15 protein-coding genes are annotated in these 17,426 nt (G+C 71.7%); 9 read left to right on the plus strand and 6 right to left on the minus strand.

Going from position 1 to position 17,426, the window contains the following annotated elements; translation table 11 throughout:
* Window positions 1-193: 193 nt before the first annotated feature.
* Entirely contained in the window at window positions 194-1,813 is a 1,620-nt protein-coding gene (locus tag ABZ848_RS04865; protein WP_360825339.1) for an MFS transporter, read from the plus strand.
* A 22-nt stretch (window positions 1,814-1,835) separates the two neighbouring features.
* Here ABZ848_RS04865 and ABZ848_RS04870 read toward each other — a convergent pair whose 3' ends face one another.
* A complete protein-coding gene (locus ABZ848_RS04870; RefSeq protein WP_360825341.1) occupies window positions 1,836-3,479 on the minus strand; it encodes a serine/threonine-protein kinase in 1,644 nt (547 codons plus the stop codon).
* A gap of 91 nt (window positions 3,480-3,570) precedes the next feature.
* Entirely contained in the window at window positions 3,571-4,638 is a 1,068-nt protein-coding gene (locus ABZ848_RS04875) for a glycerophosphodiester phosphodiesterase family protein (protein ID WP_360825344.1), read from the minus strand.
* A gap of 442 nt (window positions 4,639-5,080) precedes the next feature.
* On the opposite strand from ABZ848_RS04875, the gene ABZ848_RS04880 reads away from it, so the two are divergent.
* From ABZ848_RS04880 to ABZ848_RS04895, 4 genes are all read left to right on the plus strand, one after another.
* The gene (locus ABZ848_RS04880; protein ID WP_360825346.1) at window positions 5,081-6,196 is read left to right on the plus strand and encodes a GNAT family N-acetyltransferase; all 1,116 of its coding nucleotides are present in this window, start codon (window positions 5,081-5,083) and stop codon (window positions 6,194-6,196) included.
* Between the two features lie 166 nt (window positions 6,197-6,362).
* The gene (locus ABZ848_RS04885) at window positions 6,363-7,274 is read left to right on the plus strand and encodes a hypothetical protein (protein WP_360825349.1); all 912 of its coding nucleotides are present in this window, start codon (window positions 6,363-6,365) and stop codon (window positions 7,272-7,274) included.
* Between the two features lie 2 nt (window positions 7,275-7,276).
* Window positions 7,277-7,789 (plus strand): hypothetical protein, encoded by a 513-nt coding sequence (locus tag ABZ848_RS04890; RefSeq protein WP_360825352.1) that lies wholly within the window; start codon window positions 7,277-7,279, stop codon window positions 7,787-7,789.
* A gap of 112 nt (window positions 7,790-7,901) precedes the next feature.
* Window positions 7,902-8,885 (plus strand): trypsin-like peptidase domain-containing protein, encoded by a 984-nt coding sequence (locus ABZ848_RS04895; RefSeq protein WP_360825355.1) that lies wholly within the window; start codon window positions 7,902-7,904, stop codon window positions 8,883-8,885.
* 19 nt (window positions 8,886-8,904) lie between these two features.
* On the opposite strand, the gene ABZ848_RS04900 is transcribed toward ABZ848_RS04895, so the two are convergent.
* The 4 genes from ABZ848_RS04900 to ABZ848_RS04915 all read right to left on the minus strand — a co-directional run bounded on the left by ABZ848_RS04900 (window position 8,905) and on the right by ABZ848_RS04915 (window position 13,285).
* Window positions 8,905-9,450: a hypothetical protein gene (locus ABZ848_RS04900; RefSeq protein ID WP_360825358.1), complete on the minus strand. Its 546-nt coding sequence runs from the start codon at window positions 9,448-9,450 to the stop codon at window positions 8,905-8,907.
* A 115-nt stretch (window positions 9,451-9,565) separates the two neighbouring features.
* Window positions 9,566-10,621, minus strand: coding sequence for an iron chelate uptake ABC transporter family permease subunit (locus ABZ848_RS04905; RefSeq protein WP_360825361.1), 1,056 nt, complete (start codon window positions 10,619-10,621; stop codon window positions 9,566-9,568).
* Window positions 10,618-11,664: an iron chelate uptake ABC transporter family permease subunit gene (locus ABZ848_RS04910; RefSeq protein ID WP_360825364.1), complete on the minus strand. Its 1,047-nt coding sequence runs from the start codon at window positions 11,662-11,664 to the stop codon at window positions 10,618-10,620. Before ABZ848_RS04910 ends, ABZ848_RS04905 begins: the two co-directional genes overlap by 4 nt.
* Window positions 11,654-13,285 carry an AMP-binding protein gene (locus ABZ848_RS04915; protein ID WP_360825819.1) on the minus strand — a complete coding sequence of 544 codons (1,632 nt, stop codon included), beginning with the start codon at window positions 13,283-13,285 and terminating at the stop codon, window positions 11,654-11,656. Before ABZ848_RS04915 ends, ABZ848_RS04910 begins: the two co-directional genes overlap by 11 nt.
* Before the next feature lie 189 nt (window positions 13,286-13,474).
* Here ABZ848_RS04915 and ABZ848_RS04920 point away from each other — a divergent pair, with 189 nt between their 5' ends.
* From ABZ848_RS04920 to panD, 4 genes are read left to right on the plus strand one after another with little or no spacing between them, the layout of a single operon-like run.
* Window positions 13,475-14,818, plus strand: a complete 1,344-nt coding sequence (locus ABZ848_RS04920; RefSeq protein ID WP_360825367.1) for a salicylate synthase — start codon at window positions 13,475-13,477, stop codon at window positions 14,816-14,818.
* An 8-nt stretch (window positions 14,819-14,826) separates the two neighbouring features.
* The gene (gene entS / locus ABZ848_RS04925) at window positions 14,827-16,116 is read left to right on the plus strand and encodes an enterobactin transporter EntS (protein ID WP_360825370.1); all 1,290 of its coding nucleotides are present in this window, start codon (window positions 14,827-14,829) and stop codon (window positions 16,114-16,116) included.
* Between the two features lie 2 nt (window positions 16,117-16,118).
* Window positions 16,119-16,958 (plus strand): alpha/beta hydrolase, encoded by an 840-nt coding sequence (locus ABZ848_RS04930; protein WP_360825373.1) that lies wholly within the window; start codon window positions 16,119-16,121, stop codon window positions 16,956-16,958.
* Between the two features lie 31 nt (window positions 16,959-16,989).
* Window positions 16,990-17,424: an aspartate 1-decarboxylase gene (panD, locus tag ABZ848_RS04935; RefSeq protein ID WP_360825376.1), complete on the plus strand. Its 435-nt coding sequence runs from the start codon at window positions 16,990-16,992 to the stop codon at window positions 17,422-17,424.
* The last annotated feature ends 2 nt before the right edge of the window (window positions 17,425-17,426 follow it).

Here is a 17,426-nt window from a genome sequence, read left to right on the forward strand (position 1 = left end):
CAGGGATGCCATGACCGGGAATTCTCTGCGTGCCCTGTGAAAAAGAAGTTCCATTCGGCCCGTCGGCGAATTCCGTGGCGGATCGGTTCAGCTTAGGTTGCGGTCCCGACGACATCTCCCGGAACGGGCGCAGGTATACGGTCCGAAGCGATTTCGAGCCAGGTTCCGCCCGCACACGTCACGATGAGGTGCCATGTCGGCCATCGCTTCACACGCATCGCCCCAACCCCCGCAGTCACACCCCGAGCCCCGGCACGTCACGGCGACGATCCTGCTGGCCTGCCTCGGCGTTTTCGTCTCCTATCTGCCGGTGGTCGGCGTCTCGGTCGCACTGCCGGTGATGCAGCAGGCGCTCGACGCCTCCACCGCCGGGCTCCAATGGATCACGGACGCCTTCATCCTGCCGACCGCGGCACTGCTGCTGACCTGCGGCATGATCGGCGACCTCTACGGCCGGAAGAAGGCGTACGTCGCCGGCCTCGTCGTGTTCTGCCTCGGCTGTCTGGTCTGTCTGACCGCGGGCAGCGTCGTACAGGTCTGCGTCGGCCAGGCCCTCACCGGCATCGGCACCGCCGCGCTGCTTCCGTCGACCCTCGGCCTGATCAGCCATGTCTGCCCCGACCGGCACCGGCGCACCAGGGCGATAGCCCTGTGGACGGCCTCCCTCGGTCTGGGCCTGACCCTCGGCCCGCTGTTCAACGGCGTCATCGTGGAGCACGCGAGCTGGCGGTGGATCTTCCTCCCCGCCCTGGTCATCGGCGTCCTCACGGCCGTGACGGGCGCCCTCGTCCTCACCGACTCCCGCGCCGACCGCGAACGCCACCTGGACATCCCCGGACAGCTCCTCGCCATCGTCGCCATCACCGGGCTGGTCTACGGCGTCATCGAGGGCGGCAGCGCCGGATGGGGCTCGGCCCAGGTGGTGATCGCCTTCCTGGCTGCCGCCGTCGGCCTGCTCGCCTTCGTCCGCGTCGAACTGCGCTCGCCCTGCCCGATGCTGGACATGCGCCTGTTCAAGTCCTCGGCGTTCTCCGGCGCCGCGCTCGTGATGGCGCTGACCCTCTTCGCCCAGGTCGGCCTGGTCTTCGCGCTGAGCGAGTACTTCGGCCTGGTCCACCACGCCTCGACCCTCGACATCGGCGTGCGCCTGGTCGCCATCAACGGCTTCACCGTCGTCCTGGGCCCCCTGGTCGGACGGCTGATGAACCGCACCTCGCCCGGACTGCTCCTGGTCACCGGCCTCGTGATCGGCGGCATCGGCGCCCTCTGCGTCAACCTCTTCCAGGCCTCCACCGGCACCGGCGAAGCGGCCCTGGTCATCGGGATCCTCGGCATCGGCATCGCCCTGGCCATGGCCCCGATCACCACGATCGCCATGAACAGCCTCCCGCACCGCCTCGCGGGCACGGCGGGCGCCGCCAACAGCGCGCTGCGCCAGATCGGCAGCGCGCTCGGCCCCGCCGTCTTCGGCGTCATCCTCACCAACCGCACCCTGGACACGCTGCCCGGCCACCTCGCCGGCTCCGGCCTGAGCGCCGCCGACCAGGGGCAGGTGAACGGCCTGGTGTCCAACGTCGGCATCCAGGCGGGCGCGTTCCTCCACCTCAAGACCCCGCAGTCCACCGGCCAGGCCCTGTCGGCATACGGCGCGAGCTTCACCGATGCCCTGCACACCTGTGCGCTCATCGGCGGCATCGGGATGCTGGTGGCGGCCGTCATCGCCCTGGTGATGATCGGCGTGCGCGCCAGGTCGGCGCAACCGACCGAGGCCGAGGCCGTGCCGGTGACGCATCCGGCCGGTGACCTGAGCTGACCGCACGGGAATCGGGGCGCCGTCACCGCGTCGACAGCTCCGACGCGGTGAAGCGCTCGAAACCCGCGTGGAAGCGCGTGCCCTGCGGGTCGGTCGCGCTGTAGTGGAAGGCGGCCACGCCGCAGCCGCGCTCGTCGAAGGCGGCACCCGTGTACGAGGCGACCCGGGTGCCGTCGACGGCGAGCTCCACCGTGATCCGGCCGGCGCCGGCCGAGGCGCAGGTCATCGACATGTCGACCAGCTGCCGGGGCTCCACCCTCAGGCCGAGGTCCGTGAGATCGGCTTCGACGACCCGGTCGTGCTGGAACTTCCCCTGGAAGCGGAACTCCCGCACGATCACCGCCTCCTGACCCGTCGTCAGGTACGCCGCCCAGCGGGAGCCCTTCCAGTAGTCCCCGGAGCCGTTGCACCACAGGCCGACCCCGCCGTCGCCGCCGTACCACTCCGTCTGGGTGCTCAGTTGCACCGCGAAGCCGGACGGCCGGAAGGGCGCCTGCGGCCACACCTCCAGCTCGGTGTTGGGGTCCACCAGCATGGTCCCGCCCTTGTGCGTGACCTTCCCCAGGGTCGGGTCCTTGTACTTCCAGTCGCCCGAGTCGGTCAAGTCGTCGGTGTACGTGAGGGGTTGGGAGCCCGCGGACCTCTTGACGCTTCCGGAGGCCGCAGAAGTGGAGGTGGTGGGCGAGCCCTGGCCTTCCGACGCCGAGCCGCCCGAGGTGGTGATGAGGACGATGGCGAGCAGCACCGCCACCGCCGCGCTGCCGGCCGCGAACCCCCACAGGCGCAACTGCTTGGCGCCGGTGCCGCTCACGCGCCCGGGGGGTGACGGCGAAGGCCGCGGTATGCGCGACTCCGTGTCCGCCTCGGCCCGCGCACTCTCCGCCGATCCCGCGAGCCGGCCCACGAGCTGGGCCGCGGTGGGGCGCTCCGCCGGGTCCTTGCGCAGACAGTCGGCGATCACCGAACGGACCGGCTCCGGCACCGCCGCGAGATCCGCGTCGCGCTCGCACACCGCGACAAGCACCTCGTAGTCGCTCTCCCCCTCGAAGGGGTGCCGGCCCGTGGCGGCGTAGTACAGCGTGCCGCCGAGGGAGAACACGTCGGAGGCGCTGGTGACCCGGGCCGACTTGACCTGCTCGGGGGACATGTACGCGGGCGAGCCGAGCACGCTGCCCGGGGTGGTGAGCGCCGACTCCAGCAGCCGGTCGTCGCGGGCGATGCCGAAGTCGATGATCCGGGGCCCGTCCGGGGAGAGCAGGATGTTGGACGGTTTGATGTCCCGGTGCACCACCCGCACCCGGTGCACCTGCGCCAGCGCGTGCGCCACGGTCAGCGCCACGGACTGCAGCCGCCCGGAGGGCAGCGGACCGTTGGCCGCCACGTGCTGGTGCAGCGTGGGGCCCGGGACGAACTCGCTGACGATGTACGGGTGCCGCCCGGTCAGGTCCGCGTCGAGGACCCGCGCGGTGGCCAGGTCACCGACCCGGCTCGCCGCGCCGAACTCCCGGCGTACCCGGGCGAGCGCGGTCTCGTCGTACTCCTTGCCCGGCAGCAGGAACTTCACCACCACCTGCCGTCCGGCTCCGTCCCGGGCGAGCCACACCACACCCTGCCCGCCCCGGCCCAGCTCGCGCTCGCAGACGTATCCGCCCACCGACGACTGCATCCGTGGATCCATGCGCCCCCGCCCCCCAGCCCCGCCCCCGGTTCACGGCCGAACTCCAGCGTATCGGCGTCCCCGGGGCGGGACACGGGCGTCAGCGAGGTTGATACGCCCTGGGCAGCCGCATCCCGCGATCCGCCATGATCTGCCGTACGTGGTTGGGGTAGTTGGTGATGACGCCGTCGACGCCCATGTCCATCAGCGCCTCGACGGTGGCCGGGTCGTCGCAGGTCCACGGGACGACCTTGAGGCCACGGGCGTGCGCCTCCTCGACCATCGCGCGGTCGGAGTAGAAGCGGAAGCCGGGGTCGCCGACCTTGCCGCTCTGCGGGAAGCCGTAGTTGGGGGACAGGGCCCGGACACCGGGGACGGTGGCGGCCGCCTTCACGAAGTCGCCGCCGTAGTCGTCGGCGTCGATGCCGCCCAGCCAGGGGGAGGCGCCCGGTTGGCCCACTTGGAGGAAGTCGTAGTTGGTGAGGGCGACCAGCGGCCAGCGCGGGGCCAGCTTGTGCATCGCCTTCAGCGCGCCCCAGTCGAAGGACTGGATGGTGACCTGGTCCTCGATGCCGGAGCGGTGGATCTCCTCGTACACCCGGCGCACGAACAGCGCGCGCGGCGCGGTCTGTTCGGGCGCGCCCGCCTCGACCTTGGTCTCGATGTTCAGCTTCACCTGCTTGGCGCGGTAGCTCTTGACCAGGTTCAGGACGTCCTTCAGCTCGACCATCCGGAAGCCCTTGACCACCTCCTGCTCGGGGAATCCGGGCAGTTGCTGGTAGCCGCAGTCCATCGTCCTGATCTGAGCCAGCGTCAGATCCTTGATGTACTTGCCGACATACGGGTACATCGAGTCGCCCGGTGTGACCGGCGCGGTGTCCCGGCACTTGACCGAGCTGATCTGCCGGTCGTGGTTGACGACGACCTTCTCGTCCTTGGTGATCTGGGTGTCCAGCTCCAGCGTGGACACCCCGAGCCGCATCGCCTTGCCGAAGCCCTCCAGGGACTCCTCGGTCGTCATGCCGATGCCGCCGCGGTGGGCCTGCAGATCGAAGCGGGCCTTGTGCGGCGGCACCCCGGAGCCGTCGTACGCCGTCGCGTGCGCGGCCGTCGGGAGGGCGAGCAGCGGAGCCAGCGCCAGGCCGGCGAGGACATGTCTCGTGGACATCGCAACCTCACTCGTGTCGGGTTCGGGCACCCCCAGACGCTAGCCGGGCACCCGGCGGGCTCAACGTCGCGCACATGATGGGCCCGTGAATGTCCGGAAACGGGCGCCACCCTCGCGCGGGTCGTCGCGTCGAGTTACTTGAGCGAAGCAATCTTCACGTTTCACAGGCTTTCGTTGCCGTAGGCACTCTTGACAACATGCGTACTGTTTCGCGACGTTTGATCCTCGCCGTACAGTTCGGAACCGGAGGGGTCAATCACGGAACGAACGTGTACACGGCGTGGAATCGGCTGATACTCAGAGAAGTGGTAGGACGCGGACAGCGCGTCACGGGGGGAGAGGTCGCCGGTGCGATCCATGAGCAGGAGTTCACGCGCCCTTCCGGCCCGCGGTACGGCCGGCACGTTCCTCGCGGAGCCCGCGGAAGGGCGGTTGATCTGAAGTGGACGTCACGATCCACAGAGCCGACGAGCTGAGCGCCGCACTGCGCGAGGCGTGGCACCGGGCGATGGACGAGTCGCCGGAGTACTCCAACCCTTTCCTGGCGCCGGAGTTCGCGATCGGGGTCGGCAGGTACCGCAGCGGCGCGCGCGTCGCGGTCCTGCGTGAGGGCGGCGCGCCCGTCGGCTTCTTCCCGTACGAGCGCAACGCCTTCGGCGTCGGCCGCGCGATCGGCCTGGGCCTGTCCGACTGCCAGGCGCTCGTGCACCGGCCCGGGGTCACCTGGGACGCCCAGGACCTGCTGAAGGCCTGCGGGATGTCCATCTTCGAGTTCGATCATCTCGTGGAGGAGCAGAAACCGTTCGGCCGGTTCGTCACGGGCAAGTTCGCCTCGCCGGTCGTCGACCTCAAACCCGACGACAGCGGCTACGCGGCGTGGCTGCGCGGCGCGTACCCGGGCCACGCCAAGACGACCCTCAAGAAGGAACGCCGCCTGGGACGCGACATCGGCGAGGTGCGCTTCGAGTTCGACGAGCGCGATCCGCGGATGCTGCACCGGCTGATGGAGTGGAAGTCCGCCCAGTACCGCAGGACGGGCCGGATGGACCGGTTCGCGCGGCCGTGGATCGTCGACCTGGTGAACCACCTGTTCCAGGTCCGCGAGGAGCACTTCACCGGTGTGCTGTCCGTGCTCTACGCCGGTGACCGGCCGGTGGCCGCGCACTTCGGGCCCAGGTCCCGTACCGTTCTCGCGGCCTGGTTCACCGCGTACGACCCCGAACTCCACTACTACTCGCCCGGGTTGATGATGCACCTGCGCACCGCGGAGGCGGCGGCCCGCAACGGCGTGACCCTCATGGACCTCGGGCGCGGCGACAAGGAGTACAAGGACTGGCTCAAGACCCGCGAGCTGCGCGTGGCGGAAGGGTTCGCCAGCCGCCCGCACCCGGTGGCGACCGCCCACCGGCTGTGGCGCAGACCGGTGCGGGGCCTGAGGAACACGGTCAACGCCCACCCCGAGCTGCGCGCCCCCGCCGACCGCCTGCTCAAGACAGTCGGTACCCTGCGCACCTCGCGCCGGGCGGACTCCGGCTCCCCGGGACCCCGCGCACACTGAGCGTCACGGAATCTCCCCATCACGCGAAGTGATCAGTCCCGTCGGTTCGCCCACGGGGCCCGTCGGTCGGGTGGCATGCTGACGTGCCGCGGATCCGACGAGCACGAAGGGGAGCGCCGTGCCTCCTGTCAGGCGACCACGGCTCAGGCCACGACCACGGCCTCCGGTGGGGCAGCGCACACGCGCCGGGTCGTCGGGCCGCACACCGGGCGCCACTGTGTGGGTCCGGACCGCCGCGCGCGCCCGCCGGGTGCACGCCTGGCTGATACCCATCGTGCTGGTGGGCGTGGCCACCCTGATCCAGGACCAGATCGCCGCCGTACCCGACCGCGTCGGCGGCTGGCTCTCGTCCCAGGACGCACCCGCGACCGGCCCGGACTTCTCGGTCTCGGTCGACCTGATCCGCCTCGACGACGAGGGGCTCAGCGCCGTCACCCCGGAGGACTTCCGCCCCGACGCCGCACAGGCCGCCCTCCTCGCCCGGCAGGACATCGCGGCCTCACCCCGCTTCACCGCCCTCCTGCGCTCGGCGGGCGCCGTCAACCTCGGGACCCGGTCGCTGCGCCTGACGCTGACCGGCCGCCGCGACGACCAGGTCAACATCCTCGACATCCAGCCCGAGTTCGTACGCCGCACCGCCCCGCTCTCCGGCACCCTCTTCGACGTCCCGTCCCAGGGCGGCTCGGAGGCCTTCACCATGATGCTGGACCTGGACCGGCCCAACCCCGTGGCGCACGAGGCCGTCTCCGACGGCGACACGTACGGACTCCGGCCCGGACCGCCGTTCTTCGCCCGGCGCACGATCACCCTGAAGAAGAAGGAACAGAGCGTCGTGATCCTCCGGGCCACCACGCAGCACAACTACGCCGTGTTCCGGCTGCGGTTGACCTACATGGTCGGCGACCGCAGGAAACAGACCGTCGTCGACGACCACGGACAGCCCTTCCGGGTCACCGCCCCCGCGAGCTCCGACGGCCGGTCGGGCTACCGGCGCGTCTTCGGACTGCAGCCCGACTTCTCGCTCTGCCAGACCACACCCGCCGTCACCGACACCGCTCACCCGTGCGAAAGGCGCTGAACATGCCCTCGCGGCTCCAACAGGCCCGCGCTGCCGTGCTGTTCGCCGCCCTCCTCGCGGGATGCGGCTCCGCGCGGCACACTCCGTCTCCGACGCACACATCGGCCGCCGCCGACTGCCCAGGCCCCAATCTGACCGGCGGCGCCGCGTCCTGGCGCACGACGGTCGAGCCGGTGTACGAGGCGGCCTGCACCGCCGACGAGGGCGCGCTGGCCCGGCTCATCGAAGGCGGACAGGGCTCGGTCGGCGGCTTCGCGACCAACGCATGCGAAGGCTGCCGCGCCGGTGAGATGGTCGCCCTGTGGCGGCAGGAGTACGGCGCCGGTCCGGCCGCGCTCGCCCGGCTGCTGGAGACGGCACCCCACCTGTCCCAGGGCGGCATCACCTACGCCTCCACCGACCGCCTCGCCGTCTTCGCGCGCGGCGCCGGCGAGATCCCCGCCCAGTGGAGCGGCTTCTACCCCGACTGCGAGGCGGAGCCGCTGTGCCGGACGCTGGCGGACGAGGCGGGCTGACCGGGGCGGCGCGTCAGCTCGCAGCGAAGTCCTCGCCGTTCCCGCGGACCCGGGTGTAAGCATGTAATCAACGCCTGGGCACAAGCCTCTGGGCCGGCGGAAAGGTCCACTCGTGGCCGAGACACTTTCCGAGCCCGACCGCTCCCGCGAAGAGCAGGCCGCGCTCGACTCCTACTCCCGGATCGTCACCTCCGTCGCCGCGGAACTCACCCCGAAGGTGGCGGCACTGAACGTCGCGCACCGCCGCGGGCGGGGCCGTTTCGTGCGGGGCACCGGTTCCGCGGTGGTGTTCACCGAGGACGGGTTCCTGCTCACCAACGCCCATGTCGTCGGGCACTCCGACGCCGGCACCGCCTCCTTCGCCGACGGCACGACCACTCCGTTCCACGTCATCGGCGCCGACCCGCTCTCCGACCTGGCCGTTGTCCGCGCCGACGGGCCGACCCCGCCGCCCGCCCGGCTGGGCGAGGCCGACGAGCTGCGGGTCGGCCAGCTCGTCGTCGCGGTCGGCAATCCGCTGGGCCTCGCCGGCAGTGTCACCGCCGGTGTGGTCAGCGCCCTGGGCCGCTCGCTGCCGGCCAGCGCGGGCACGGCGACCCGCGTCATCGATGACGTGGTCCAGACGGACGCGACGCTGCACCCGGGCAGCTCGGGCGGCGCGCTCGCCACCGCCGACGGCCGGGTCGTCGGCATCAACACCGCCATCGCCGACGTCGGCCTGGGCCTCGCCATTCCCGTGAACGGCACCAGCCGGAAGATCATCGCGACCCTGCTCTCCACGGGCCGGGTCCGCCGCGCCTATCTGGGCGTCGCCGGCATCCCCGCGCCGCTGCCGCCCGCCGTGCAGGCGCACACCGGCCGCCGTATCGGCCTGCGTGTCGTCGAGGTCGTGCCGGGTTCCCCCGCCGCCCGCGCGGGCCTCCGTGGCGGCGACCTGCTGCTCACCGCCGACGGCGACCCGGTCAACAGCGCCCAGGCCCTCCAGCGCCTGATGCTGGAGGACGCCATAGGCCGCCCCCTCGCCCTGACCGCCCTGCGCGGCGACGCGCTCGTGGACGTCATCGCCGTACCCGTGGAACTGGTCCCGGACGACTGAGAGCGCCTCTCGACGCCCCTCAAGGGGTGACGCGTGCGCCGCTCCAGTTGTGGGCCACGTCCACGATCACATGGCCGGACACCCGCAGGACCCGGAACGGCAGCCGGGACCGGACGCCGAGGCCGAGCTGGGTGTCGCCCTCGAAGCTGCCGGCGAACCGGGTGTCCCGGAACGTGCGGTAGCCCTTGAGGTCGACGCCCGGCAGCGGACGGCCGGCGCGGGCCGGATACGTGGGTTTGCCGGTCTCGGGGTCATAGCTGGGCGCCGTGACCCTGACCTCGAGCACGGCCTTGCCGCCGACCGGGATCAGCCGGCCGGAGCCGTCCTGGTAGAGGTGGTCGACGTATCGGACCGAGTAGCCGAGCTTGTCCTTGGCCGCGGCCGGTATGTCGACGACCATCCGGTCGTAGCAGGCGTGACGGCCGGTCCTGACGTTCGTCACCGGTGTCGTCGTACTCGCCGTGTGTGTCTTGGCCTGGCTGCCCCAGCCGGTGGGGCAGGCGGTGGCGGTCGGCGCGGCGTCGGCCGGGAGCGCGGTCGCCAGGAGTGCGGTGGTCGCGAGCATGAGCGCTGCCCATGCAGGTCTGCTTCGTCTCATCTCGTCCCCCGAAGCATGGATGGTTCTGATATTAGATGAGACAGGTCAGATGGCCGAAAAGTTGCGTTTTCGGGTGAGCGGCTCAGATGCGGCCCGCCCGCCGCTGCCGGCGCAGCAGCAGCCCCAGGTACAGGCCGCCGACCACCGCCGTCACCACGCCGACCGGCAGCTGGGCCGATTCGTGGATGCGCTGGGAGGCGAAGTCGGCGGTGACCACCAGGAGGGCGCCGGTGCACGTGGCCGCGGGGAGGTTGGGGCCGGGGGCGCGAGTGAGGCGGCGGGCCAGCTGGGGGGCGATGAGGGCGACGAACGGGATCGGGCCGGCCGCCGCGGTCGCCACCGCACAGGCCGCCGTCGCCAGGACGAGAATCACGAGCCGGGTGCGCTGCACGGGCACGCCGAGGCCGCCCGCCACGTCGTCGCCCATCTCCAGGATCCGCAGCCGTCCCGCGACGAGCGCGACCAGCGGCAGTACGACGAGCAGGCCGAGGGCGGCCGGGCGTACGTCCTGCCAACCCCGGCCGTTGAGGCTGCCGTTGAGCCACACCATCGCCTGCGCGGCCTGGGTGAATCTCGCCTTGGCCAGGAGGTAGGCGTTCACGCCCTGGAGCAGGGCGCTCACCCCGATGCCGACCAGGACGAGCCGGTAGCCGTGGATGCCGTGCCGCCAGGCGAGCACGTACACCAGCAGCGCGGTCGCGAGGCCTCCGCCCACCGCCCCGAAGGCGATCTGCCCGCCCGTGCCGCCCACGACCAGGACCACCAGCAGTCCGCCGGTGGCCGACCCGTAGGTGAAGCCCACGATGTCCGGGCTGCCCAGCGGGTTGCGGGACAGGCTCTGGAACAGGGCTCCGCTCAGCCCGAGCGCCGCGCCGACCAGGATGCCGGTGAGCAGCCGGGGGAGCCGGAGTTCGTTGACGACGAAGTTCGTCTGGCGGCTGCCGTTGCCGAGCAGCGTGCGCACCACGTCGGCCGGGGAGATCGCGAACTCGCCCGTCCCCAGGGCCAGTACGCCCACTCCGGCGGTCGCGGCCAGCACCAGCAGGCACACGGTGACCGTGCGGACGTCCACGAGCAGTGAGAGGCGGTGCGAGCGGCTGCGTACGACATGCGTACGGCCGCCCAGTGCCGTGGTCATCCGGCCACCACCCTGCGGTGGCGGACGAGCGCGATGAACACCGGGGCGCCGATCACGGCGGTGACCACGCCCGCGTCCAGTTCGTCGGGGCGTACGACGACCCGGCCGAGGACGTCCGCGTACAGCAGCAGCGCCGGGGCCAGCAGCATCGACAGCGGCAGCGTCCAGCGCTGGTCGGCGCCGGCGATCATGCGGGCCATGTGCGGCACGGCGAGGCCCACGAAGACCAGCGGCCCCACGGCGGAGGTCGCCGCGCCGCACAGCAGCGTCACGGCCAGCAGGCCCAGGAACCGCGTCCGGTCCAGGTGGGCGCCGAGGGCACGGGCGGCGTCGTCGCCCAGTGCGAGCGCGTTGAGGGGTCGTACGAGGGAGAGGGCCAGCAGCAGGCCGATGGCGACGAACGGGGTGATCGTCGTCAGGGTCTGGCTGTCGGCCCGTGCGAGGGAGCCCACGCTCCAGAACCGCAGCTGGTCCAGGGCCTGTGCGTCGAGCAGCATCAGGGTCTGGCCGATGCCGGTGAACACGGCGGCGATCACCGCGCCGCCCAGTGCGAGGCGCTCGGGCGTGGCCCCGCCGCGCCCGCCCGAGGCCAGCGAGTACACCAGGAGCCCCGCGACGACCGCCCCGGCCATGGCGAACCACACCGAGGCCCACATGCTGGTCAGGCCCAGCACGGTGATGGACAACACCACCCCGGTGGCCGCCCCCGCGTTGATCCCGAGCAGCCCCGGGTCGGCCAGCGGATTGCGGGTCAGCGCCTGGATCAGGGCGCCCGCCACGCCCAGCGCGGCACCGGCGGCGATCCCGGCGAGGGTGCGGGGGACGCGTACGTCCCAGATCACCGAACTCGCCGTCGAGCCGTCGTCGTTGAACAGCGCGTGGACGACCGTGGACAGCGACAGGGAGCGTGAGCCGATCGCCAGGCTGAGCGCGATCGCCGTGAGCAGCAGGAGCAGCGCGCCGAGCACGGCGAGGGTACGTGTCGAGGTGTGCCGCCGCGCTGGAGGTCTCTCAAGTGCCGCCGTGGGCGCCTTAGTTGCCACCGCCGGCCTCCGTGCGGAGTTGTTCGGCGATCCTGCGGCCGAGGGCCTTCTTGTCGATCTTCCCGACGGACGTGCGCGGAAAGGTGTCCACCACCTCCACACGGTCCGGCAGTTTGTACGTGGCCACCCCCCGGTCGGTGAGGAAGGCGGCCAACTCCCGCTGGGTCGGGGCGGGTTGTGCGCGCGGCACCAGATAGGCGCAGGTGCGCTCGCCCATCGTCTCGTCGGGCATGCCGACCACGGCGGCGTCGTGCACGGCCGGGTGGGCCAGGAGGTGGTTCTCCAGCTCCTCGGCGGAGATCTTGTCGCCGCCCCGGTTGATCTGGTCCTTGGCCCGCCCCTCGACCACCAGGTGCCCGGAGGGCAGCACCCGGACCAGGTCGCCGGTGCGGTAGTAGCCGTCGTCGGTGAAGGTGCGGGCGTTGTGCTCGGGCGCCCGGTAGTAGCCGCGCAGGGTGTAGGGGCCGCGGGTGAGCAACTCGCCTGTCTCGCCCGGGAGTACGTCGTGGCCGTCCTCGTCCACCACGCGGATCTCGTCGGCGGGGGAGAGGGGGCGGCCCTGGGTGCCGGTGATCAGCTCCCAGGGGTCGTCCAGGCGCGTGTAGTTGAGCAGTCCCTCGGCCATGCCGAAGACCTGCTGGAGGGTGCAGCCGAGAGCCGGTTCGACGCGGGCGGCGGGCTCGGCGCCGAGCTTGGAGCCGCCGACCTGGAGCAGGGCCAGCGAGGAGAGGTCGGCGTCCTCCCACTCCACCGCGTCCAGCCACAGCAGGGCGATCGGCGGGACCACCGCGGTGACCGTGACCTTCTCGCGCTCGATCAGCGCGAAGGCGTCCTCGGGGCTCGGCGTGGGGGAGAGGACCACCGTGCCGCCGGCCATCAGCGTGCCGAGCAGTCCGGGGCAGGCCAGCGCGAAGTTGTGCGCCGTCGGCAGGACCACCAGGTACACGGTCGACTCGTCGAAGCCGCAAGTCGCCGCGCTGGCACGGACGTTGTAGGTGTAGTCGTCGTGGGTGCGTGGGATCAGCTTCGGCTTGCCCGTGGTGCCGCCGGAGAGCAGCAGCACCGCCACGTCGCCCGGATCGGGCGCGGGCAGCGCGACCGGATCGGCGTCGACATCGGCGAGGGCGGTGAACTCGGCCGGGTCACCGGCCACCAGGACGTGCTCGACGGACGGCACCGCCTTGCGCACGGCCCGGGCCAGACTCCGGTGGTCGAAGCCGTCGAGGACGCCGGGGACGGCCAGCGCCGTGGCCCCGGCCGTCTCGGCGACGTGCACGAGCTCGCTCTCCCGGTGCGCGGGGAGCGTCAGCACGGGCACCGCGCCGGCCCTCAGCAGTGCGAAGAACAGCACCACGAAGGCGTCGGTGTTGGGGAGTTGGACGACCACCCGGTCCCCGGCGCCGATGCCGATCAGGCGCAGCCCCGCGGCCATGCGGTCGGCGCGCCGGTCGAGCTCGGCGTAGGTCCACCGGTCGCCGTCGGCGTCGACCAGGGCGATCCGTGCCGGGTCGCTGCCGGCCCGGTCCCGCAGCAGCCGGTCCAGTGGCCGCCCCGCCCAGTACCCCTCGGCCCGATACCGCTCCGCCGCCGCGTCCGGCCAGGGCACCCAACCGTCGAGCATGCTCAACTCCCGCCTGCTGGTGAGGAACCACGCATCCGTCGCAAGCATCACGACCGGCTGCTTAGGAAAGGCTTGCCTAATAGGAGATCACGGTCAAGCCTGAGGGTGCCTCTGGACGGGCGATCGACTCGGAAGCTAGGGTCTTGTCGAGATTAGGTTAGGGTAACCTAAGTCCAGGGAGGTAGCTCGTTGCTGCGTTATCGGAGCGCGGAGACGGAACTGCGGGGAGACCCCCTCCTGTTGACCGCGCAACTCGCCGAGTCGGGACTGTTCGACCAGTACGTGGTCTACGAGCGGGAGGGTGACTTCTGCTTCGCCGGGGGTGTGCTGGGCGAGGTCGTGGTCGGGCGTTCGGGTATCCGCCGCAGATGGCTCACCGAGGAGACGACCGATCCACTCGGGCCGTACCCGCTGCGCCAAGTCGGCGAGAAACTGGGGCAGATGGCGGTCGAGGGCTGGACCGCCTACGGCTGGATGGCCTTCGAGTTCTCCCATCTGCACGCCGGCCGCCCGGACCGTGCGGGGGAGGCCGACCTGCTCCATCTCGTCGTACCGCACACCGAAGTGAGGTTCCGTCAGGGAGCCGTCGCCTTACGGAGTGCGGACCAGGAGACCCTCGACGCGGTACTCGCCCTGCTGTCCGAGCCCGTGGCGCGCCGCGCCGTCGAGCCCGCGTCGATCGACATCACGGACGCCGTCGGCAGCTATCCCGACCTGGTGGCCCGGGCCATCGAGGAGATCCGCACCTCCGAACTGCAGAAGGTGATCATCTCCCGTACGGTACCGGTGCCCTTCCCGGTCGACTTCGTCGCCACCTATGTACACGGCCGCTCCCGGAACACACCCGCCCGATCCTTCCTGCTCAACCTGGCCGGCCGCCGGGTCGCCGGATTCAGCCCCGAGACCGTCGCCGAGGTCAGCGCGGACGGCGAGGTCGTCACCCAACCCCTTGCCGGAACTCGCGCCCGGGGACTGGGAGTCGAGGAGGACGAGCGGCTGCGCGCCGAACTCCTCGCCGACCCCAAGGAGATCTCCGAGCACGTCCTCTCCGTGAAGCTGGCGGAGGAGGAGATGGCCACCGTGTGCCGCCCGGGCACCGTGTCCGTGCGCGACCTGCTGAGCGTCCGCCGCCGCGGCAGCGTCCAGCACCTCGGCTCCAGCGTGCACGGCCTGCTCGCCGCGGACGCCTCCGCCTGGGACGTCCTGCGCGCCGTCTTCCCGGCGGTCACGGCCTCCGGCATCCCCAAGAAACAGGCCTACGACTGCATCAGCCGACTGGAGGACGGGCCGCGCGGCATCTACAGCGGCGCGGTCCTGACGGCCGACAGCGAGGGCGCACTGGACGCGGCCCTCGTGCTGCGCAGCCTCTACGAGGAGGACGGCCGCACCTGGCTGCGGGCCGGCGCCGGCATCCTCCCCGGGTCCACACCGGAGCGGGAGCTGGAGGAGACCTGCGAGAAACTCCGCAGCGTCGCCCCGTACGTCGTCCCCGCGCAACCAGCGCCGCTCGCGGCGCCCTCCCTCCACGGTTAGGGGCCTCGGTGCGCCTCGGAGAAGTGGTCGTCGACGTCGCGCCGCTGAGGTCGAGCAGGGACTTCCGGCTGGTGTTCGCCACCCAGGCGATCTCCATGCTGGGCACCCAGCTCACCTCGGTCGCGGCGAGCCTGCAGATCTACGAGCTGACCGGATCGTCCGTCCAAGTCGGCCTGATGAGCGCGGTGTTGGGCCTGTCGCTGCTTGTCGGCCTGCTGGCGGGCGGCCTGCTCGCCGACCGGGCCGACCGGCGGCGGGTCGTGCTCGTCACCCGGGCCGTCACGGCCGTGGTGATCACCGGGCTCGCGGTGAACGCGGCGCTGCCCGACCCGCACGTGTGGTTCGTCTTCGTGGCGGCCGTACTGGCGGGCTTCACCAGCGGGCTCGGCGGCCCGGCGATGATGGCCGCCACGCCGAACCTGGTGGAGCCCGGCCAGCTGGCCGCCGCCGGAGCGCTCACCACCCTCACCGCCCAACTCGGCGGCATGGCAGGCCCGTCGCTCGCGGGCGTGATCGCCGCCGGGCCCGGCCTCGCCTGGTGTTTCGGCATCGACGCGGCCATATACGTCGTCGGCCTCGCCCTGCTCGCCCCGCTGCCCGAGCTGCCGCCCGAAGGAGCGGCGGAGCAGCAGCACCCGCTGAAGGCGATGGCGGAGGGGCTGCGCTTCCTGCGCGGCAACCAGGTCGTCGCCGGGCTGCTGCTCATCGACGTCTGCGCCGTGGTCTTCGCGATGCCGTACGCCCTCTTCCCCGAACTGGGCACCGAGCACTTCGGCGGCGGTCCGTCCACCGTCGGCCTGCTCTACACCGCCCCCGCGGTCGGCTCCTTCTGCGGGGCGCTGGCCAGCGGCTGGACCGGCCGGATCCACCACACCGGACGGGCGCTGATCGGCGCGGTCGCGGTGTGGGGCGCCGCCATCACCTGCTTCGGCCTGAGCCCCAACCTCTGGACCGGGCTGGCCTTCCTGGCCCTGGCCGGCCTCGGCGACACCGCCTCCGAGATCCTGCGCCGCGCCCTGCTCCAGCACTACACGCCGGACCGCCTCCAGGGCCGGGTAGGCAGCCTGTGGCTCGCCCAGGCCACCGCGGGCCCCTCCGTCGGCAACCTCGAAGCCGGCCTGGTCGCCCGGGCGCTCGGCTCCTCGGCCGGTGCGGCGGCCGTCGGCGGACTGGTCTGCCTGGCGGGCGTGGCCACGGTCGCCCTCGCCGTACCGGGCCTGCGCCGCGCCACCCTGAACGACCCGCCCGCCACCGAGGATCAACCCGAACCCGCGAAGACGACTCCGGCGGCGGACTGACCATGCCCAGCGCGCGCGTCAACGGAATCACGATCCATTACGACGACCAGGGCCACGGCGAGCCCGTGGTGCTGGTGATGGGGCAGGGCGCGAGCGGACGCGCCTGGCACCTCCACCAGGTATCCGCGCTGGTGGCGGCCGGCCACCGCGTCGTCACCTTCGACAACCGCGGCATCCCGCCCAGCGACGAGTGCCCGGACGGGTTCACCGTCGACGACCTCGTCGCCGACACCGCGGCACTCGCCGAGCACCTCGGCCTCGGACCGTGCCGCTACGTCGGCGTCTCCATGGGGGCGTACGTCGTCCAGGAGTTGATGCTGGCCCGCCCCGAACTCGTCGTCCAGGGCGTCCTGATGGCCACCCGCGGCCGCACGGACGCCCTGCGTGCCGCCATGGCCGCCGCCGAACGCGCCCTGCACGACAGCGGGTTGCGGCTGCCGCCGACGTACGCGGCCTGGATCCGGGCCGTGCAGAACCTGTCCCCGGCCACGCTGGACGACGAACAGCAGGTCCAGGACTGGCTGGAGCTCTTCGAGTTCTCCCCGGAACCCGCCGGACCGGGCGTGCGCGCCCAGCTGGACCTGCTCGTGCCCGGCGGAAGGCTCCAGGCCTACGCGGCGATCCGGACGCCCTGCCTGGTGATCGGCTTCGCCGACGACGTCGTCCTGCCCCCGCACCTCGGCCGCGAGGTCGCCGAGGCCATCCCGTCCGCCTCCTACCGGGAGATCAAGGACTGCGGCCACTACGGCTACCTGGAGCGCCCGGACGAAGTGAACCGTGTGCTCCTGGAGTACTTCCGTAGCCGGAGTGCTTCCGCACCCGGCGAAATTAAATTAGGTTAGCCTCACCTAAGTATCTACCCAGGGGGTATCGGTGCAGCGCACCCTGCTCAATGGAAAGATCCACCGAGCCACCGTCACCCAGGCCGATCTGCACTACGTGGGTTCCCTGACGATCGATCAGGACCTCATGGAGGCCGCCGACATCGTCGAGGGCGAGCAGGTCCAGGTGGTCGACATCGACAACGGCGCCCGCCTCAACACGTATGCCATCACCGGCGAACGCGGCAGCGGGGTCATCGGGATCAACGGCGCCGCCGCCCACCTCGTCCACCCCGGTCACCTCGTGATCATCATGTCCTTCGCCGCGCTCGACGACTCCGAACGCGATGCCCACCAGCCCCGGGTCGTCCACGTCGACAAGGCCAACCGGATCGTCGCCCTCGGCGCCGACCCCGCCGAGCCGGTGCCCGGAGCGCCGGACCAGTTCACCGGATCCGTCCCCCAGCCGCGCCAGGAGAGGAACTGAGC

The organism is Streptomyces sp. NPDC047081, assembly GCF_040643775.1.
GTDB lineage: Bacteria > Actinomycetota > Actinomycetes > Streptomycetales > Streptomycetaceae > Streptomyces.